Here is an 18,356-nt window from a genome sequence, read left to right on the forward strand (position 1 = left end):
AATTTGCGCAGCAATGAGTAAGGAGCCTCATATGAGTGATTTTGTCCTGACCTGTGAATCCTCCGCCGATCGAACCCGTGAGTTCTTTGCGTCGCGCAATATTCCTGTCGTGTGTTTTCATTACGAGATCGACGATGTTGTCTATACGGACGATCTGTATCAGTCGATTACGCCGGACGAGTTTTTTGCTCAGATTGCCGCGGGCGCCATGCCCAAGACGTCTCAGGTGAGCGTGGGTGAGTACGAGGAGTTTTGGGAGCCGTTTGTTGCCGAGGGTAAAGACGTGCTGCACCTGACGTTGTCGTCGGGTATTTCGGGCACGTATGGATCGGCCTGCGTTGCGGCGCAGATGCTCGCGGATCGCTATCCCCAGGGCGGCAAGGTGCGCGTCATCGATTCGCTGGCGGCGTCTTCGGGCCTTGGCCTGCTGGCGGAATGTGCCGCCGACGTTCGCGATGGCGGCGCTTCGCTCGACGAGACGGCCGCTTGGATTGAGGAGCATAAACTCAACCTGCACCACTGGTTCTTCTCGACCGATTTGTCGAGCTATCTGCGCGGCGGTCGCATTTCGGCTGCGAGCGCGATTATCGGCACGGCGCTCAAGATTTGCCCGCTTATGACGGTCGATTGCGAAGGTGAGCTGGCGCCGCGTGAGAGGATTCGCACCAAGAAGCGCGCGATTTCCGAGATGGCTAAGACCATGATGGCACACGTGCAGGGCGGTGCGGATTATTCGGGTAAGTGCATCATGTCGCACTCGGCGTGTCGCGAGGATGCCGAGGCAGTTGCGGCGCTGATCGAGGAACAGGTTCCGCAGCTTAAAGGCAAGATTGAGATTAATGACATCGGTACTCTGATTGGCTCGCATACCGGACCTGGTACGGTGGCGCTCTTCTTTATGGGCGACAAGCGCGTGGACTAACGTTTGTGGGCTGGCTGACGGTTTTAACGGCTACGCCTGTCCTCCTGACATTTGATAACAGAAAAAGGCCCGTCCCGTTGTTTGCGGGGCGGGCCTTGCTGTTGCGGCTAGCGTTTCTTTCCACGGAAGAAGAAACCGTGTAGCGAGGGCTTGAGTCCGCGGTTGGCACGACGCTCCTCGATATGATCGTGGATCGAGGCGAGTCGTTCGATGACCTCGTCGGGAATCGGCACGTCGGGATTCATGTTCTCGACCTGGCTGACCTCGGCGGCGGCGACCTGGTCGATAATGGGCACATCGTCGCGCGAGATGACAGGCGTGGCGTCTTCCTTCATCTTGCGGTAGCGCTCCATCATGTCGGTTTGCAGCTGCTGGGCCGAAGGCGGCGTCCAGATGATAGCGTTGGCGCCGGCGGCGATGGTTTCGCGGATGCTCTCGGGCGTCTTGCCACCCGGTGCGATGAGCGGCAGGCTGGGATAGTGCTCTCGCAGCTCGCGTAGGACCTGGGGTGTGTTTTTGCCGGCGGCGATGTTGAGGATCTTGGCCCCGGCGCGCACCTTGGCGTGGGCATCGTCATCGCAGCGAACGACCGTGGCGATGACGGGGATGTCGGCGATGTTGGTGATGTGCTCGACCATCTCGGCGGTAGCGGGGGAGTTGACCACGCAGCCCGCCGCGCCTTGCATCTCGGAGACGGCCGCCATCTGCACGGAGCGCTTACCGGTGGTGGTACCGCCGCCAACGCCCACAAAGACCGGGCACTCGGCAACAGTCAGCAGCGCCTGCGTAATGGCAGGCTGCGGGGTGAAGGGGTAGACGGCAAACACGGCGTCGGCATTGGAGTTGCGGATGACCGCCACGTCGGTGGTGTAGATGAGCGATTTGATGCGGCGTCCAAAGAGCGTAAAGCCGCTGGCCTCCTCGATCTCATCGGGCATGCGGAGGGCCGCCTTGCGCAGACGCCCGTCGATGGGCAGCGGCTCCATGGGCAAGAGGCCGCTGGGGGTTACGGCCACCTGGGGCTCGGTAAATTCGTCCGCAAGCTCAACCTCTGAGAAATCGACCGAGGCGACGATGTCCTCGTGAACCTCGGCGGGAACATCGATGGGGGCTTGGTCGTTCGTCGCGGCGGGCGTGTCGAAGGAGCTGGTGGCGACAAAAGCGTCAACACGCTCGTTCAAATCGTTGAGAGAATCCATTGCGGTCCGTTTCTATAATGTGCGGTCGGCAGCGTGCGACCGGCGCTACGTTGCTAAAACGTTTGACGTGTTGATTTTTCCCCGCCGCGCCATCCGTTAGACTGAAGGGCCGCGAACGTGAAGGAGCTGTGGTGGCGGGAATCGAGGTGCTATCTTGGATGTCCCGTTTATAAGAGAGGTGGCGCGGTATGGAAATCACGACAATATTGAGCTCGATTGGCCTATGCGTGGGCGCAATCGTAGCCGCCGCGGTCATCTACTTTGTGGTTACGGCCATTAAGGGCAAAAAGGCCGAGCGCAAGGAACGCGAGGCACTTAAGCAGCACCGTGACCAGCAGGACAGGCGCGCACGGAGATAGCTTGTTGAGTTGGTCCGTGCGCTAGCTGCGTTTTCGGATCAGAGCGATGTAGAAGCCCTCAAAGTCGCGGCTGGGCGGGATGGTCAGCGTGCCGGGCATGCCGTTGGCGACGGTCGAGACGTGGCCGGTGGCGACGGCCTCGGTGAGGGCGTTGCTCTCGACGCGTGGCTCTTCGCCAGCTTCCTGGGCGCGACGCGTTTCGCTTTCGCTCGGCGTGCCGTCGAGGGGGATGAGCTCGCAGTCCATGTGTTTGTCGAGGGCCTCTTGCAGGGCGTCCTCGTTTTCCTGCGGCATAATCGAACAGGTGGAATAGACGAGCGTGCCGCCCGGCTTGAGGGCGCCCATGGCGCGGTCCAGAAGCGCGCGCTGCGAGCGGGCGCACTTGCAGAGCAGCTGCTCGGTCAGGCCGCGCAGGCTTTTCTCGTTGCCGCTGATGACGGTGCCCGTGCCGGTGCAGGGGGCGTCGAGCAGGATGCGGTCAAAGCGGAAGAATTCGTCGAGCTCGCGTGCGTCGATACGCATGACGGGCACGTTTTTGGCGCCCTGGCGGCCCAAGTTGGCCTCGAGCTTTTCGGCGCGGGGAATGCTCATCTCGCAGGCGGTGAGGTGCGCCTGTCCCTGGGTGAGGGCGGCGATCTGCGTCGTCTTGCCGCCGGGGGCCGCGCACATGTCCAGGATGTCCTCGCCGGCCTGAGCGCCCAGCACCAAAGGAGGCATCATGGACGACAGGCTCTGCAGATAGATTTTGCCGTTGCGGTAGATGCCGAGATCCCACAGATCGGATACCTGGGCCTCGGGCAGGATAAAAGCGTCCGGGTACCAGGCAACGGTTTGGTGGGCGATGCCGGCTGCGTCGAGCGCGGCGGCGATGTCCTCGGCGGTCGCCTTGAGCGTGTTGGCCCGCAGCGTGACCGGGCGCGTGGCAGCGGCGCCAAAGCCTTCGATTATGAGCTCGGCATCGGCAGGCGCATAGGCGCCGGCGACCGTGTCGACCATAAAGCGCGGCAGGTCGGCGGCGGAGTGTTGGGCGGCAAGCTGGTCGGAAAGCTCGGTAGCGGCAAACTGCCTAAGCTTGAGCTCGGGCTTAACCTGCTTTTTCTGCTTACGACGACGCGGCTTGGACATCCGTCTTTCCTTCCCATTCCATTAAAAGTAGTCAATTTGGGACGGGGCTATTTTAGCTGCCCGTCCGTTTCGGCAGGCGTTGCAGTTAAATTTGGGACGGGGTAGCTAAAATAGCCCCGTCCCAAATTGACTAGTCTGCCTTGGCGTTTGTCTAGTACTGGCTCTCGTGCTTGCTAAAGAAGTCGAAGCGCGGGGGCAGCGGCTTTACGCGGTGCTCGCCGGGCTTCTCGCCCAGGCTCTCCACAAACTCGTCCGTGGAGGCAAAGATGTTGTCCCAGCTAAAGAAGGCGACCGGGTCAACGTCGAAGTACTCGCAGATGAGCTCGCAGCCGGCCGGGACGATGCCGTGCATGAGCACGGTCGCCATGCGCAGCTCGGTAAAGGCGTCGACGAGGGCCTGCGTCATTGCGGCGTTTGCCTCGCTACCCTCGAGCTTGTTGGCGGCCTTGGAGGCGTCGCTCCAGCGCTTGTTGGCGGCACGCAGGTAGTCGTCGCACACGGCGAGCGCGCGGTGCGTCTCGAACTTGTACATGGCCTGCTCAAAGGCGAGAGCTGCCTGCTCGGCGGCTTCGACCACGGTGGCGGAGGCGGCACCGGCGGGGATGCAGCCGTTGCGGTACGGGCTCTCGTCGCCCTCCTTGACGGCGACGCCGTAGAAGCAGCTGCGGGCCAGGCGGTTGAACACGCCGGTCAAAAGCGCGCTCTCCTTAAGGGCCGGGTCGATAACGCGCTTGTCGTCGCAGGCGCGCACCTCGTTGCCGTCCTTGTCCTTGCCGGTCACGCGTGTGTCATATGCCTTGGGGCTAAAGCTCACCGGCTTCTCGGACAGGCCGAGCGACAGCCAATGCGCACGCATCTGCTCGCAGGTGTAGTGGTTGAGCAGGTCGTCTGCCGGCGGGGGAGGCGTCTGCGAGGACGAGCTGGCCTTTTTGCCCATGTAGAGCAGGTGATAGCAGGCGCTGACGGTGCTCTGCGTGAGGTTCCAACCCAGGGCCTCCCACATGGCGGTCTGCGCGATGCAGTAGAAGTAGATGTTGTCCTGACCGATAAACTGGTAGATCTGTGCGTCGTCCGAGCACCACCAGTCGCGCCAGTCGAGCGAGCTGTGCTGGTAGGTGGGTGCGGGGACCTGGGTGGAATCGGCGGCGGGCTCGCCCATGAGGGCGGCGTCCTGGGCGGCGACACCTTCGGTCACGCCGGCGGCGCGGGCGTCGCGGGCGAGCACGGTGCGGGTGTAGCTGATGGGCGCCCACAGGCTCTCGGGCCAGCACCAGCAGGTGACATCGGTCACGCCGTCGACCTGGGGCACCGGAACGCCCCAGTCGATGTTGCCGGTGATGCGGAAGGGCACGAGCGCCTTGCCGCTACGGAAGCGCACGCCGCCGTTGGCGAGCACCGCGTGGGCATCGTCGCGCTCCTTCCAGCTGGGGAAGGTGACGGTAAAGCTGCTCTTGTTGCCCTCGGGCTCCAGCACGGTGTGCTCGGGAAGCTGATCCTCGACGGCATCGAATGCTTCGCGGAACTTGTTCTGGATGTAGAGCTGTGCCGGCAGCAGCCACTCCTCCATGGTCTTGGAGACCACGGAGCGAACCTGCGGGTTCTGGGCGAGCTTGGCAGTATAGGTCTTCATAAAGTCGAGGTAGGCGGGCAGGTCGAAGTAGAGGTTGTCGACCGGGCGCAGCTCGGGCACCTCGCCGGTGAGCTGGCTCTTGGGCGCGATGAGCTCCTCAGGCTCAAACTGGTGGCCCAGGTCGCACTCATCGGCATAAGCCTTCTCGGACTTGCAACCTTGGATGGGGCAGCGGCCGATGACCTGGCGACCGTTGAGGAACGTGCCGGCCTTGGCGTCGTAGAACTGCAGGGTAGAGCGCTTGGAGATGGTGCCCTGCTCGTGCAGGCGCTCGATAATCTCGGCGGTAACCTTGTTGTGAATCTGGGCCGCCGGCTCAAGGCCCGAGCCGCCGTAGATGTCGCAGCTGATGTTGTAGTTGTTGAGGGTCGCGGCCTGACGAGAGTGATTGGACTCGACATACTCGCTAATGGACTTATCGTAGCCCTTGTTCTCCTTGAGCTTGCGGTAGCTCTCCATGATGGGCGAGCCGTAGCAGTCGGTGCCCGAGGTGAAGATGACGTTCTCGCGGCCCAGGCGGTCGCGCAGGAAGCGGGCGAAGAAGTCGGCCGGGACAAAGACGCCGCCAACGTGGCCAAAGTGAAGACCCTTGTTGCCATAGGGCTCGCCGGCGGTAACGATGGCGCGGCGAGGCCAGCTGGGACGGTCGTTCATGGAGTATTTGGATGCCATGGGACTCCTTCGCATATGGTGAGAGCGTGGCCGGGCGCGGGGCTCGGCGACGCGGTGGTCAATTCGTGCATATCGTTCGACATTATCGCACATGCGGACGGGTACGTGGCAGGGGCGCTATCCTAAGATGCTATGAATGAGATTTCCAACATACATGCGTTTGAAGACGAGGATTTCCTGCACGCCTGCTTTGTGTGGGGGATGGCCGTGCTTGGCGCATTTGCCGTGTGCCTGGTGCCGGTGTTTATGCTGCTGGGTGGTCCCGCGGATCTGGATGCGGCTGACGCGGGTGGCTGGACGGCTGTCTTGGGCTGGATAGTCGGCTTGGCTGCGGTTTCGGCGGCGTCATTTGCCGTGCACGAGTTGGTGCACGGCGTGTTCTTTAAGCTGCTGGCTCCTGCGGGCGCGCAGGTTACCTTTGGGGCGAACCTCGAGACGTGCATGATTTACGCCTGCGCCGAGGGCGTTGTGTATTCGCGCCGGCGGTACATGGCAGTTTGTCTGGCGCCGACGGTTGTCGTGACGACAGCGTTTACCCTGGGGTTTGCGTTTTCGGGCTATCCACTGCTGTGCTACCTGGCGGCCGGCTTGCATTTGTCGGGCTGTGTGGGCGACTGGTACTACGTGCGGACCATTTTGCGCGACCGCCGCATTGTCGCCTGCGAGGACACGTCCTTTGGCGTGCGCTTTTTTGGTCAGTAGTCTTTTTGGGACGGGGCTATTTTGACTACTTTTTGGAGATGGGTATTTTTGACTGCTTGACGTTAAAAGTAGTCAAAATAGCCCCGTCCCAAAAAGACTACCCTGGGCAAAGATTGGGAGGAGATGTCCATGAAGCCGCTGCTGCTGCATGCGTGCTGTGCGCCGTGCTCGCTGGAGCCGGTTCGTCTGCTGCGTGAGGAGGGGTTTGAGCCCACGATTTGCTGGACCAACCCCAATATTCAGCCGCGCGATGAATGGCAGCGGCGTTTGGACGAGCTGCGCCAGTGGTGTGCCGATGGCGACATCGAGCTCATCGAGGCGGGGGAGGACCGCGAGCGCTGGGAGGCCGGCGTGGCCCCGCTGGGCGCCGATCGACCCCGTCGCTGTCGCGCGTGCTATGCCCTGCGTCTTGCCGAGGCATGCCGTGTGGCCCAGGAGCGCGGGTTTGAGTTTGTGGGCACGACGCTCGCCGTCTCGCCGTATCAGTTGTTCGACACCTGCAATGACGTGCTTGAGCGCTTGGCGGCGGCACATGGGCTCGCCCCGGTCATTCGCGATTTTCGCCCGTATTATCCCGAGGCGACACGCCGTTCGCGCGAGCTGGGCATGTATCGGCAGAACTACTGTGGTTGCCGCTTCTCGGCCGTCGAGGCGGCCATGGACCGCGCCCGCATCCGCGACGAGCGCAAAGCCGCCAAAAAGTAGTTCTTTTGGGCTGGCAGCCTGCTAGGATGTAGAGCGGATTTTAGCTATATAAGGAGTATTCGACGTGTCTATGCGTACCGATGATTTTGACTACAACCTTCCTGAGGAACTGATTGCCCAGGCTCCTGCCGAGCCGCGCGACTCCTGCCGCCTGCTGGTGGTGGATCGCAAGGGCTCCCAGGCGGGAACGCCACTGGAGCATGGCGGCACCGTCGAGCACCGCATCTTCCGCGACATCATCGACTATATCGAGCCGGGCGACGTGCTCGTCATCAACCAGACGCGCGTGATGCCGGCCCGCCTGATTGGCCGCAAGACAGGCTCGGGCGGCGTGGTCGAAACGCTGCTGCTCAAGCGCCGCGAGGACGTGGATCCTCTGGGTCACGTTTGGGAGTGCCTGGTCAAGCCGGGCAAGCGCCTAAAGCCCGGCGCTCAAATTGAGTATCGCGCCGGTGGCGCCCATGCGCCCGAGGGCGCGCCCGTGGTGCTGACGGCCGAGGTCGTCGACTTTGTCACCGATAGCCGCGGCGGCCGCCTGGTGCGTTTTGAGCCGGCCGGTTGCAATGCCGCCGGCGAGCCGCGCACGCTCGATGAGGCCATCCATGCTGCCGGCCACGTGCCGCTGCCGCCCTACATTACCGATTACGAGGGCGATCCCGAGAAGTACCAGACCGTCTACGCCATGAAGGAGGAGCACTCAGCTGCCGCTCCCACGGCGGGCCTGCACTTCACGCCCGAGCTCATGGCCGCTATCGAGGCCAAGGGTGCGAAGTTTGCCGCTGTCGAGCTCGAGGTGGGCATCGATACCTTCCGTCTGGTGGAGGAGGACGACCCCACGCAGCACGTGATGCACACCGAGCGCTATCACGTGTCGCAGGAGGTTGTCGACGCCGTGCATAAGGCTAAGGCCGAGGGGCATCGCGTGATTGCTGTCGGTACCACCGCAGTCCGCTCGCTCGAGAGTGCGTTTGACGCGGACGCGCCGGTGTCCGATCCGGCTGTGACAGCGCGCTATTTTGAGGGCCGTAAGGACGGGGCCGACACGCTCGGCCGTGGTGACATCGTGGCGCGCGAGAACGCGACGACGCAGCTCTACCTCATGCCCGGCTCGACCTATCACGTGGTCGACGCGCTGATCACTAACTTCCATGTTCCGCGCTCCACACTCATGATGCTCGTGAGCGCACTTGCCACCCGCGATCAGATCATGGATGCCTATGCCGCCGCTATCGAGCAGCGCTACCGCTTCTTCAGCTTTGGCGACGCCATGCTCATTTGTTAGTTACGCGGTTCTACGAACCGCGTAACTGCTCGACGCTGCGCGGGCCGCATTTGGACAATCTGACGTTCAACTTCAAGGGCGCGACCAGAAGGTCAGCGCCCTTTCGTTTCACGTCACCTTGCCTCAAATGCGACCCGCTCGCTGTCGCTGGCAAAACATCGGCATTTCTTTGGTTGTCAAGAGATTGCCGTTCTGGCGGGTTTTCGCTGACTTCGCCAAAACATTGGCGTTGCCGTGGTTCAACCTGCCAAAAAGGGACAGGTTTATTTTGGCAGGTTTTATCTGGGCAAACGTTGTTGGTGCAATGGGGACTGCTTTATATGCACCAAGTTGGTGCAAAGTAGCCTGGCCCCTTTGCACCAATCAAAACGTTGCGGTGAGTGTTTTTTGGCAGCTGGTTTACTTGCTCGCGAACAGCCAGATTAGGACGATCACGAGGATTACGGCGACAATGCAGACGATTGCGCCGGTGAATTTAACGCGTGAGTCACGGGTGCGCTCGCGCACGTCGTTCTCGGCGGCTTCGAGCTGAGCCACTTCGCGCTCGGTTTCGGCACGCTCGTCCTTATCGCGAGCCAGGGAGCCCGCGAGCGATTCGGTGATCTCGGGATGGTTGTGCACCTCGGTCGCCTGCTCGATGATCGACTGCGCATGCGCGACGTCCGCCTGGGCATTGGCGATAGCCTGCTCTTGCTCTTGACGCGCTTTGTCCTCGGTGACGATCTTCTCGCGTAATTCGCGCTGGCGCGTTGCAGCGGCCGCCTTTGCGGTCTGCAGCTCGTCGCGCGCGGCATCGGCCTCGGCCGTCACGGCCTGATGGGCGCGCTTGGCGTCGGCGATGGGGGCTTGCGCCTGCTCGACGGCGTGCTCGGCGGCTGCGAGCGAGTGCTCAAGATCGGCGGTGATGCGCGGGACATCTTCCTCGGCTTTACGCAGGGCATCAGCCGTGTCGGAAATCTGCATCGAAAGCTCGCTGGTGCGCACCGTATAGTTGGCGGGATTTGCCGAGGGATTGCGCTGCAGCTCGGCATACTCACGGCGCAACGTTTCGAGTTGAGCACGCGTGGCGTCGACGGTTTGCTGCGCTGCGGCAACGCCGGCGTCGCGCTCGGCCTGTACCTTGTCGCGGATGCGCTTGGAATCCTCGAGACGTCGTACGAGGCGGTTACCGGTCTCGCGCGAGCTGGCTTCGCGCGCTTCGACGGCATCGAGTGCGGCTTTGAGACGCCGCTCGGTGGCGTCGTCCTCTTCTTTTATTTGTTCGAGCTGCGCTTTGAGCTCTGTTGTCTTGGCGGCATGGGTATCGCGGCCGATTTCTGCCGCCGCGGCGGCCTTTTGTGCCGTGTCGATAGCGTGGCGCTGCTCGGCGACAATCTGGTCGTAACGCCCTGCGATATCCTGGCGCGTCTCGAGCTCCTCTCCTTGATCGGCGATGCGCTGATCAAGTTCGGCCAGGTGGGCACGAGCGTCCGCGAGCGCCTTCTTTGCGGCGTTCATCTCGCGCATGGCAGAGGCGCCCTGGGCGATAAAAGTGCCTACGGCGTTTGCTGTATTTGAGACGGCGGTTCCCAGATCGCGGCTGGCTGCAGGGGCGTGTGGAGCGGTCGGGTGACCGGCGTCGGCCGTACCCGCATCGGGCGCCTGCGACGTGGCGATATTGCCGGTGCCACCCTCGATCACGGAAAAGCCGGCAGTGTGCGGGTCAACTGCATCTGCGCCAATTGTAGGGTGCTCGAGCTGTAAGAACGAAGGTACGGTGCTGCCTTGGTCGGCAACGGGGGTCTCGCCAGGCACGAAGGTCGATGCGGCCTCGGCGGCCTTCTCTTCTTCGACGTCCACATCGGCGTCGGCCACGGCGTCTTTCATTGCTTTGACGGCATCCATCATGGAGTCCATGACGGCATCGAGCTCTTCTTCCGAAGATACCTCGATGGGGCCTGCCGCCTGTGACGCGGGGTCCGCGTCGGGCTCGGCGTCGTTCGACTCCGGTTGCTCGCCTTCGTCATGCTCGACAGTATCGCCTGTGTCTGTTGCCTTATCCGCACCGGCGTGCGCATCTTCGGCGGATGCATCGACGGAAGCGGCGACGCAGGTAGGAGTGCTGCAGTCGTCGACGGCGTCTGCGGAATCATCAATATGCTGCTGAGTCTGGGGGTCCAGCTCGTCTGTCATAGGCATGTGCTCCTCATCGTTGATTGTCACCCTATGATAAAGTCTCGCGCCGGCATCCCGCGCGCCGCAGCAAAGTTTCAAAACGTGTTCGATGGCTCGCTTGGATAGCAAAAATTTGGCCGCTCTATTCAGTTTGCGCTTGACATTCCCTTCTCCGAAAGACGTTATGCCGTTCACCTGCCGCGGTCTTTATAATGGTTTGCGTATGAACCGCAACCAAGGAGTTCCAGTTTATGGACCAGAGCCTATTTAAATTCGACCTGATCGCCGAGGATCCGACGACGCATGCGCGTGCCGGCGTGCTGCACACTCCGCACGGCGACATCGAGACGCCGATCTTTATGCCCGTGGGCACCAAGGCAAACGTCAAGGGCATTCCTACCGAGACTGTCAAGCAGCTCGGTGCCCAGATCGTGCTCGCCAATACCTATCACCTGTCCATGCGCCCCGGCGAGGACACCATCGCCGAGTTGGGTGGCCTGCACAAGTTTATGAACTGGCATGGCCCCATCCTCACTGATTCCGGCGGTTTCCAGGTGTTCAGCCACAACGACGCCGTCAAGCTCACCGACGAGGGCGTGCGCTTTATCGTCAACGACTACGACGGCCGCCACGTGTTCTGGACGCCCGAGGACAACATGGAAATCGCCATGAAGCTCGGCTCCGACATCTGCATGCAGCTCGACCAGTGCCCGGGCTATCCCGCCACGCGCGCCTACGTTGAGCGCGCCGTTGAGCTGTCGAGCATGTGGGCCGAGCGCTGCTATAAAGCTCATACCCGCGACGACCAGGCGCTCTTTGGCATCGTTCAGGGCGGCATGCATCTGGACCTGCGCCTGCGTTCGCTGCGCCATCTGGAGGAGTGCGGTGACTTCCCCGGTTACGGCATTGGCGGCTACTCGGTGGGCGAGGACCACGAGACCATGTTTGAGACGCTGGCACCGCTCGCGAGCGAGTACATGCCCAAACATAAGCCGCGCTACCTGATGGGCGTCGGCAACCCGACGACGCTCGTGCGTGGTGTAGGCGTGGGCATCGACATGTTCGACTGCGTGCTGCCGACGCGCACCGGCCGCATGGGGACGGCGTTTTCGAGCGAGGGTCGCCTTAACTTCCGCAACGCCCGCTTTGCGCACGACGACGGCCCCATCGATCCCACCTGCACCTGCCCGGTGTGCACGGGCGGCTACAGCCGTGCGCTCATTCGCCACATGGTCACGCAGAAGGAGATGCTCGGCGGCATTTTGCTTTCGATGCACAACATCTACTACCTGCTCAACCTTATGCAGCGTGCCCGCCAGGCCATTATCGAGGGCCGTTACGGTGCGTTCGTGAGCGACTGGATGAACAGCCCCGCGGCAGTGGATTACTAAGAGCTGCGGGTGCGCTTACGGGGGCGCTCGCGCGGTATCGAGGCTACGTGCCAATCGACCGTGCGTAGCCGGTGCCGGGCATCGCATGCGTCGGCATCGGTTGCACGACCTCTGACCGATGCCTTGCAAGCGCTTGATGCATCGTGGGTACCATACCGAATGGTTGATGTTCGGGCGGGTGTTTGACGCATGGCGTCGACCCCGCCCGTTTCTATTTTCGATAGGAGTATCCCATGATTAAGAATGAGAACGTCGAGGGCGAGCCGGCCTACGACGAGACGTACCGACGCGGCCCCGTGGTTATGCGCGGCCCTATGATTCCTAAGGACAACACCTACGCCAACCTGCTGGCGCCCGAGGACTCGACTGACTGGTTGCACGCCGACCCGTGGCGTGTGCTGCGCATTCAGGCCGAGTTTGTCGATGGCTTCGGCGCGCTTGCCGAGCTCGGGCCCGCGGTGACCATCTTCGGCAGTGCCCGCACGCCCAAGACCGATCCGCTCTACAAGGCGGCGCGCACGGTCGGCCGCAAGATCGCGCAGCGCGGCGTGGCGGTTATCACCGGCGGTGGTCCTGGCATTATGGAGGCGGCCAACAGGGGAGCGGCGAGCGCCAACGGCAAGTCGGTCGGCTTGGGTATTGAGCTTCCGCACGAGCATGGGCTCAACAAATACGTGAACCTCGGCATGGACTTCCGTTACTTCTTTGTGCGCAAGACCATGTTTGTCAAATACAGCTCGGGCGCCATCGTGTTTCCCGGTGGTTTTGGTACGCTCGACGAGATGTTTGAGGTGCTCACGCTGGTGCAGACGCACAAGGTCAAGCGCATGCCGCTTGTTTTGGTGGGCAGCGAATACTGGCAGGGCCTGTTCGACTGGCTCAACGGCCCGGTGATGGATGCCGGCATGATCAGCCCACTCGATCCAGACCTCGTCCACATCACCGATGACCTCAACGAGGCCGTCGATATTGTCCTGAGCGGGCTGATGTAGGGCGAGCGTGCCTGTCGTTGTGGAATGTGAACGGCAGACTGATGCTATTTAACATCAGCCTGCCATCTAAACGGGGTATACTGATGCAAAAGACGAGGGCGAGGAGGTCGCATATGTCTACTGCAGCGGTTAAGCCTACGACGGTTCGCATCGAAGAGGGGCTCAAGGAACAGGCGACTGAGTTCTTGGATACGGTTGGTCTGAGTCTCAATTCGTATCTCAACCTTGCTGTCCGGCAGCTGGTAAATCAACGAAAGATTCCTTTTGAGATCGTAGGAAGGGCGGAGGTGCCCAATGAGGCGACGAGGCGCGCCATGGTGATTGCCGAGGCTCATGAGTTGGGGATTTTGCCGGACGACAGCCCGTCATTCAATAACGCCGATGAGCTTATATCGTTCCTCGATGAGGGCTAGCGATGTTTGAGATTAAAGTCGAGGCTCAGTTTAAGGCGGATTACAAACGGACGATGCGCGTCCATCCGCAGCTAAAAACCGAGTTTAAGGCGGCAGTTGCAGAGCTTGCGGCTCACGGCTCGCTTCCCGCGGAATATGGCGCCCACGAGCTTTCAAACCCGGGTGGCAACTACAACGGCCACATCGATTTCCATCTATCCGATGGCTTGGTCGATGTGGTCGTTCTCTACTTGCCGCATAAGACTAATCCGGTGATCAGACTGGTCAGAATGGGCTCACATGATGAGCTATTCCAGGGCCCACAGGGCTGAGTGCCCGTTTTTAAGTTGCGGTGGAATAGGGATTGATTTGCGGTTGATAAGCCAAAAACAGTCCCTATTCCACCGCAAGTGGTAAAGGTGCCCCTAGTGGATGGGCTGGTAGCGGGGACAGTAGCTGATGGCGATGGCGTCGACGCCTACGTGGGTGGCGATGGTGCAGCCGATGGGGCCGGTGCCGGCGTCTACGTAGTTCTGGCCTGCGAGCGCTTGGTTGACGAGCTCCTGCTCCTCGGCGGCGCCGGTCGTGAGCACACGTACGCTGGAGCCCGGGTGCTCGGCCAAAAATGCGAGGCAATCTGCCATGGTGTTGGTGACGATGCGCTTGGCGCCACGACCCTTTTTGATCGCCTTGATCTCGCCCGATTTCCACTCCGGCGAAACGGCCAGGCGAATATTGAGCATCTGCGTGAGCTGACCGGCGAGCTTGGGCGCGCGGCCGTTCTTAACGAGGTTCTCGAGCGTGCGGGGAATCAGCAGCAGATGGGCGTCGGGCAGCGTCGCGCGGATCTGCGCTTCGGTCTCGTCCAGGCTGCGGCCGTCCTCACGCATGGCCAGCGCGTACTCCACCAGCAGGCCCTCGGCACCCGAGCCGGTGCGCGAATCGATGCAGCGCACGTCGAGCTCGTGCGCTTCGGCCGTCAGGCTGGCGTTGGCATAGCAGGCGGACCACTCACTGCACAGTGAGATAAAGATGGCGCTATCGTGGCCGTCGGCGCGCACGCGGTCAAAGAGTGCCTTGAACTCGCCGGCGCTTGGCTGCGAGGTGTGCGGCAGCTGCTCGGATCCGGCCATGCGGGCGACGTATTCCTCGGCGGTAATCTGCACCTGGTCGAGCAGGTCTTCGCCTTCGATAATCACATGAAGTGGAATCACGTAAATGCCGAGCTCTTGGGCGCGGGCGGGGGAGATGTCCGACGTGGAGTCGGTTATGATGGCAAAAGACATAATTGCACCTTTCGTTGGGGCGCTTGCGCGCCGCCTTCTGAGAGCAAAGTGCGACAAGTATAGTAGAGTCGCTCCACATTGCTAGGTTCAATTGTTGAATAGTCAACAGTTTGAAGTGTCGGTGTGGAAATCTTCAACTGGGGAAGAGGGATGTCGATGGAGGCACTGGAGATATGCAAGCGGCCGGTCGTGCTGTTTGATTTTGACGGCACGGTGGCCGATACGGGCCGGGCGGTAATGACCTCGACGCGTAAAACGCTGGCTGCGCGCGGGTTTTCTGAGGCGCAGATGGGTGACCTGCGCCGCATGATCGGGCCTCCGTTGTGGAAGAGCTTCCACGACTTCTACGGCTTCTCGCGCGAGGAGTCGCTTGTGGTGGCCGACGAGTACCGTGCCTTTTTTGATGAGCTGGGACCGGAAGAGTACCCCGTGTTCGATGGAATTCCCGAACTGCTCGATGGCCTGGCCGCCCAGGGGCATCACTTGGCCGTGGCGACGTCGCGCATGGAGGCAAAGTGCATCGACATGGTGGGCGAGCTGGGGATTTCGCAGTTTGAGGCGGTGGTCGGTATGAATCCGCCGCAGGGGCGCGAGACCAAGGCCGATTCGGTTCGCGATGCCCTGGCGGCGCTCGGCGCGACGGCGGACGATGCCGTGATGATCGGCGACCGCTTTAACGATGTGGAGGGCGCGCACGCAAGGGGCGTGCCGTGCATTGGTATCTATTCGGGCGCGGCGGTGCCGGGCGAGCACGAGGCGGCGGGTGCCGATGCAGTGGTGCACTCGGTGGCCGAGCTTGCTAAACTTTTCGCCATCTAATGACGTTATGCGAGAGGCGGGTGTGGCCGTCGCTCATTGGTAAGGAGGTCGTCCATGAATCAGGTGGAGCAGAGCGTTACCGAGTATGTCGACGAGATCTGGGAAGATGTCGTTGCCGATATCGAGCAGCTGGTGAGCTATCCGTCCGTGGCCGTTGCTGCCCATGCGGAGCCCGGTGCGCCGTTTGGCCGCCCGGTCCGTGATGCGCTCGATTGTGCGCTCGGCATTGCGCAAAAGCTCGGCTACCAGACGAGCGACGACGAGGGCTATGTGGGCATCGCCGACATTCCCGGCCGCGGCGATAAGCAGCTTGCGACCATCTGCCATGTGGATGTGGTGCCCGCCGGTCCCGGTTGGAACACCGACCCGTTTGCGATGGAGCGCCGCGAGGGCTGGCTGCTCGGTCGTGGCGTGATCGACGACAAGGGCCCGGCCGTGTTGTCGCTCTACGCCGGTGCCTACCTGATCAAGCACGGCATTGTGCCGCGCTATACCTTCCGCGCGCTGCTGGGCTGCGATGAGGAAGTGGGCATGTCCGACGTTCACCATTATCTGGAGAACCACGCAGACCCCGACTTTTTGTTTACGCCCGATGCCGAGTTCCCGGTCTGCAATGCCGAGAAGGGCCAGTTTGGGGCGACGTTTGTGAGCTCCAAGATCGACGGCGGGCGCATCGTATCGTGGAGCGGTGCCGAGGCGAGCAACGCCATTCCGTCGCAGTCTATCTGCGAGCTCGCGATTGCCGCCGATGAGCTGCCGGCGCCCGTTGAGAACGCCGACCGCCTGGAGATCACGGCGCTCGATAACGGACATGCGCAGATTTTCGCCCACGGTATTGGCGGTCACGCTTCGATGCCCGAGGGAACGATCAATGCCGTCGGCCTCATCGTGGCGTATCTGCGCGAGGCCGAGGACGCGTTTGGTGCACGCGACGAGCGCCTGCTGACGCCCGCCGAGCACGAGTTTGTCAAGTTTCTGACCTTTGTACATGCGGATGCCTATGGCCACGGCCTGGGTATCGACGCGACGAGCCCGGCGTTTGGCCCGCTCACGTGCAACCCCGGTGTTATCCGTGTGATGGATGGCCATATTGAGCAGGTCATCGACGTACGTTTCCCCGACAGCACGAGCGCCGATACCATCTGCGAGCAGCTCGAGCCGCTCGTGGGCCGCTTTGGCGTGACGTGCCGTGTGGGTCGTGCAAAGGTACCGTTCTCGGTGTCCGCCGACGATCCGGCCGTGAAGGCGCTTATTGATACCTATAACGAGTTTACGGGCAAGCATGCCGAGCCCTTTGCCATGGGCGGCGGCACGTACGCGCGCAACTTTGCCCGCGCCGTGTCGTTTGGCCCCGAGGAAACCGGCCTGGAGCTGCCCGCATGGGGCGGCCAGATGCACGGCCCCAACGAGTGCGCCAACGAGGAACAGCTCAAGCAGGCGCTCAAGATCTATATTGTTGCGATCCTCCGTTTGAATGAATTAGAGCTTTAAGGTTACGCGGTTTCCTAATCTAAGTTGCGATGGAATAGTTCCTAGAATGGGCCATTTGATGGCCAAGCAGGAACTATTTCACCGCAACTTTGTTTTTATTGGTGTAAAAGGCGGGCCATGCTTGGGGGCGGGTTTGTTATTCGTTTGTAAAGCCGAGTCGCGCTCGCGGTAAGGGTCTATCAAATGCCCGTAAGAATCCGCAGTTGGCGCGGGCACCGCCCGATCGAGGCCGTATCTTTCCAAACAGCAAAGCGGGCAGGGTGCCCGCGAGTCGCATGTATGAAAGGAAGATTATGCTCGATCAGGCTTATTCTCGTCGTCAGTTCCTCGGCCTCGCTGGTGGTCTTGCCAGCTTCGTGGGCCTCGGCCTCGTTGGCTGCGGCGGCGCAGGCGCTTCCAACGCCGCCGACAAGGGCAGCGCCGCTGCCGAGTCCGTCTCCGGCGAGGTGACCTACGACGGCGCCTCCTCGTTCCAGGCTCTCGTCGAGGCCGCTGCCGAGAAGTTCATGGACGCCAACCCGGACGTCTCCGTCTCTGGCTCGGGCAACGGTTCGGGCAAGGGCCTGACCGCCGTTGCCGCCGGTACCGTCACCATCGGTAATTCCGACGTCTTCGCCGAGACCAAGCTCGAGGCCGACCAGGTCAAGAACCTCGTCGACCACGAGGTCGCCGTCGTGGGCATGGGTCCCGTCGTCTCCAAGAACGTGAAGGTCGACGACTTATCCCTCGAGCAGCTCAAGGGCATCTTCTCCGGCCAGATCACCAACTGGAAGGAGGTCGGCGGCGACGACGCCACCATCGTCGTTCTCAACCGCAAGGCCGGCTCCGGCACCCGCGCCACCTTCGAGGCCGCCGTCTTTGGTGACGAGGCCGTCGACTTTAAGGGCGACGCCGAGCTCGACAAGTCCGGCGACGTCCAGACTCAGATGGCCAGCACCGACAACGCCATCTCCTACCTCGACTTCTCGCACTTCGACGACTCCAAGTTCAACGCCATCAAGGTCGAGGGCGTGGAGCCCAAGAGCGCAAACGTCACCGACGACTCCTTTAAGATCTGGGCGACCGAGCACATGTACTGCGCAAAGGACGCCGACGATGCCACCAAGGCCTTCTTGGAGTTCATGCTTTCCGACGACGTCCAGGGCAAACTCGTCGAGGAACAGGGCTTTATCCCTGTCTCTGCCATGAAGGTCGTCAAGGACGCCAGCGGCAAGGTCTCCGCTAAATAAGTAATC

General features: G+C 61.8%; 17 protein-coding genes. 12 read left to right on the plus strand and 5 right to left on the minus strand.

Features of this window, described 5'->3' with window-relative positions; translation table 11 throughout:
* The first annotated feature begins 31 nt into the window (after positions 1–31).
* Positions 32–922, plus strand: a complete 891-nt coding sequence (locus tag ACQQ92_RS03005; RefSeq protein ID WP_427795755.1) for a DegV family protein — start codon at positions 32–34, stop codon at positions 920–922.
* Positions 923–1,029: 107 nt separating this feature from the next.
* Here the strand turns inward: ACQQ92_RS03005 and ACQQ92_RS03010 are convergent, their stop codons facing one another.
* A complete protein-coding gene (locus tag ACQQ92_RS03010; RefSeq protein ID WP_427795756.1) occupies positions 1,030–2,103 on the minus strand; it encodes a hypothetical protein in 1,074 nt (357 codons plus the stop codon).
* Positions 2,104–2,309: 206 nt separating this feature from the next.
* Between ACQQ92_RS03010 and ACQQ92_RS03015 the strand changes: the two genes are divergently transcribed.
* A complete protein-coding gene (locus ACQQ92_RS03015) occupies positions 2,310–2,480 on the plus strand; it encodes a hypothetical protein (RefSeq protein ID WP_427795757.1) in 171 nt (56 codons plus the stop codon).
* Positions 2,481–2,501: 21 nt separating this feature from the next.
* On the opposite strand, the gene ACQQ92_RS03020 is transcribed toward ACQQ92_RS03015, so the two are convergent.
* Both ACQQ92_RS03020 and ACQQ92_RS03025 read right to left on the minus strand, forming a co-directional pair.
* Positions 2,502–3,605 (minus strand): RsmB/NOP family class I SAM-dependent RNA methyltransferase, encoded by a 1,104-nt coding sequence (locus tag ACQQ92_RS03020; protein WP_427795758.1) that lies wholly within the window; start codon positions 3,603–3,605, stop codon positions 2,502–2,504.
* A gap of 151 nt (positions 3,606–3,756) precedes the next feature.
* The gene (locus ACQQ92_RS03025; protein ID WP_427795759.1) at positions 3,757–5,907 is read right to left on the minus strand and encodes a methionine--tRNA ligase; all 2,151 of its coding nucleotides are present in this window, start codon (positions 5,905–5,907) and stop codon (positions 3,757–3,759) included.
* Between the two features lie 132 nt (positions 5,908–6,039).
* Here ACQQ92_RS03025 and ACQQ92_RS03030 point away from each other — a divergent pair, with 132 nt between their 5' ends.
* The 3 genes from ACQQ92_RS03030 to queA all read left to right on the plus strand — a co-directional run bounded on the left by ACQQ92_RS03030 (position 6,040) and on the right by queA (position 8,596).
* The gene (locus tag ACQQ92_RS03030) at positions 6,040–6,609 is read left to right on the plus strand and encodes a DUF3267 domain-containing protein (protein WP_427719827.1); all 570 of its coding nucleotides are present in this window, start codon (positions 6,040–6,042) and stop codon (positions 6,607–6,609) included.
* Positions 6,610–6,738: 129 nt separating this feature from the next.
* Entirely contained in the window at positions 6,739–7,314 is a 576-nt protein-coding gene (locus ACQQ92_RS03035; protein ID WP_427719828.1) for an epoxyqueuosine reductase QueH, read from the plus strand.
* Between the two features lie 70 nt (positions 7,315–7,384).
* Positions 7,385–8,596 (plus strand): tRNA preQ1(34) S-adenosylmethionine ribosyltransferase-isomerase QueA, encoded by a 1,212-nt coding sequence (queA, locus tag ACQQ92_RS03040; RefSeq protein ID WP_427795773.1) that lies wholly within the window; start codon positions 7,385–7,387, stop codon positions 8,594–8,596.
* Between the two features lie 399 nt (positions 8,597–8,995).
* On the opposite strand, the gene ACQQ92_RS03045 is transcribed toward queA, so the two are convergent.
* Positions 8,996–10,768 carry a hypothetical protein gene (locus tag ACQQ92_RS03045; RefSeq protein ID WP_427795760.1) on the minus strand — a complete coding sequence of 591 codons (1,773 nt, stop codon included), beginning with the start codon at positions 10,766–10,768 and terminating at the stop codon, positions 8,996–8,998.
* A 233-nt stretch (positions 10,769–11,001) separates the two neighbouring features.
* Here ACQQ92_RS03045 and tgt point away from each other — a divergent pair, with 233 nt between their 5' ends.
* From tgt to ACQQ92_RS03065, 4 genes are all read left to right on the plus strand, one after another.
* Positions 11,002–12,141 carry a tRNA guanosine(34) transglycosylase Tgt gene (gene tgt / locus ACQQ92_RS03050; protein ID WP_195622157.1) on the plus strand — a complete coding sequence of 380 codons (1,140 nt, stop codon included), beginning with the start codon at positions 11,002–11,004 and terminating at the stop codon, positions 12,139–12,141.
* Positions 12,142–12,374: 233 nt separating this feature from the next.
* Positions 12,375–13,133, plus strand: coding sequence for a TIGR00730 family Rossman fold protein (locus tag ACQQ92_RS03055; RefSeq protein WP_154515782.1), 759 nt, complete (start codon positions 12,375–12,377; stop codon positions 13,131–13,133).
* Positions 13,134–13,246: 113 nt separating this feature from the next.
* Entirely contained in the window at positions 13,247–13,546 is a 300-nt protein-coding gene (locus ACQQ92_RS03060; RefSeq protein WP_427728982.1) for a type II toxin-antitoxin system RelB/DinJ family antitoxin, read from the plus strand.
* 2 nt (positions 13,547–13,548) lie between these two features.
* Positions 13,549–13,857, plus strand: a complete 309-nt coding sequence (locus ACQQ92_RS03065) for a type II toxin-antitoxin system YafQ family toxin (protein ID WP_427728984.1) — start codon at positions 13,549–13,551, stop codon at positions 13,855–13,857.
* Positions 13,858–13,950: 93 nt separating this feature from the next.
* Here the strand turns inward: ACQQ92_RS03065 and ACQQ92_RS03070 are convergent, their stop codons facing one another.
* Positions 13,951–14,811: a DegV family protein gene (locus ACQQ92_RS03070; RefSeq protein WP_427728986.1), complete on the minus strand. Its 861-nt coding sequence runs from the start codon at positions 14,809–14,811 to the stop codon at positions 13,951–13,953.
* Positions 14,812–14,967: 156 nt separating this feature from the next.
* Between ACQQ92_RS03070 and ACQQ92_RS03075 the strand changes: the two genes are divergently transcribed.
* The 3 genes from ACQQ92_RS03075 to ACQQ92_RS03085 all read left to right on the plus strand — a co-directional run bounded on the left by ACQQ92_RS03075 (position 14,968) and on the right by ACQQ92_RS03085 (position 18,350).
* Complete coding sequence (locus ACQQ92_RS03075) at positions 14,968–15,630, plus strand: HAD hydrolase-like protein (RefSeq protein WP_427795761.1); 663 nt, start codon at positions 14,968–14,970, stop codon at positions 15,628–15,630.
* A 54-nt stretch (positions 15,631–15,684) separates the two neighbouring features.
* Positions 15,685–17,121 (plus strand): M20 family metallopeptidase, encoded by a 1,437-nt coding sequence (locus tag ACQQ92_RS03080; RefSeq protein ID WP_427719569.1) that lies wholly within the window; start codon positions 15,685–15,687, stop codon positions 17,119–17,121.
* Positions 17,122–17,396: 275 nt separating this feature from the next.
* Positions 17,397–18,350 carry a phosphate ABC transporter substrate-binding protein gene (locus ACQQ92_RS03085; RefSeq protein WP_229770638.1) on the plus strand — a complete coding sequence of 318 codons (954 nt, stop codon included), beginning with the start codon at positions 17,397–17,399 and terminating at the stop codon, positions 18,348–18,350.
* The last annotated feature ends 6 nt before the right edge of the window (positions 18,351–18,356 follow it).

This window comes from Collinsella sp. SGI.241, assembly GCF_050312955.1.
GTDB lineage: Bacteria > Actinomycetota > Coriobacteriia > Coriobacteriales > Coriobacteriaceae > Collinsella.

Excerpts from the sequence above, each read along its gene's own strand:
- ACQQ92_RS03005 (WP_427795755.1), top strand. The coding sequence starts at position 32 with ATGAGTGATTTTGTCCTGACCTGTGAATCCTCCGCCGATCGAACCCGT.
- ACQQ92_RS03015 (WP_427795757.1), top strand. The coding sequence starts at position 2,310 with ATGGAAATCACGACAATATTGAGCTCGATTGGCCTATGCGTGGGCGCA.
- ACQQ92_RS03020 (WP_427795758.1), bottom strand. The coding sequence starts at position 3,605 with ATGTCCAAGCCGCGTCGTCGTAAGCAGAAAAAGCAGGTTAAGCCCGAG.
- ACQQ92_RS03025 (WP_427795759.1), bottom strand. The coding sequence starts at position 5,907 with ATGGCATCCAAATACTCCATGAACGACCGTCCCAGCTGGCCTCGCCGC.
- ACQQ92_RS03030 (WP_427719827.1), top strand. The coding sequence starts at position 6,040 with ATGAATGAGATTTCCAACATACATGCGTTTGAAGACGAGGATTTCCTG.
- ACQQ92_RS03035 (WP_427719828.1), top strand. The coding sequence starts at position 6,739 with ATGAAGCCGCTGCTGCTGCATGCGTGCTGTGCGCCGTGCTCGCTGGAG.
- queA (WP_427795773.1), top strand. The coding sequence starts at position 7,385 with ATGCGTACCGATGATTTTGACTACAACCTTCCTGAGGAACTGATTGCC.
- ACQQ92_RS03045 (WP_427795760.1), bottom strand. The coding sequence starts at position 10,768 with ATGACAGACGAGCTGGACCCCCAGACTCAGCAGCATATTGATGATTCC.
- tgt (WP_195622157.1), top strand. The coding sequence starts at position 11,002 with ATGGACCAGAGCCTATTTAAATTCGACCTGATCGCCGAGGATCCGACG.
- ACQQ92_RS03055 (WP_154515782.1), top strand. The coding sequence starts at position 12,375 with ATGATTAAGAATGAGAACGTCGAGGGCGAGCCGGCCTACGACGAGACG.
- ACQQ92_RS03060 (WP_427728982.1), top strand. The coding sequence starts at position 13,247 with ATGTCTACTGCAGCGGTTAAGCCTACGACGGTTCGCATCGAAGAGGGG.
- ACQQ92_RS03065 (WP_427728984.1), top strand. The coding sequence starts at position 13,549 with ATGTTTGAGATTAAAGTCGAGGCTCAGTTTAAGGCGGATTACAAACGG.
- ACQQ92_RS03070 (WP_427728986.1), bottom strand. The coding sequence starts at position 14,811 with ATGTCTTTTGCCATCATAACCGACTCCACGTCGGACATCTCCCCCGCC.
- ACQQ92_RS03075 (WP_427795761.1), top strand. The coding sequence starts at position 14,968 with ATGGAGGCACTGGAGATATGCAAGCGGCCGGTCGTGCTGTTTGATTTT.
- ACQQ92_RS03080 (WP_427719569.1), top strand. The coding sequence starts at position 15,685 with ATGAATCAGGTGGAGCAGAGCGTTACCGAGTATGTCGACGAGATCTGG.
- ACQQ92_RS03085 (WP_229770638.1), top strand. The coding sequence starts at position 17,397 with ATGTATGAAAGGAAGATTATGCTCGATCAGGCTTATTCTCGTCGTCAG.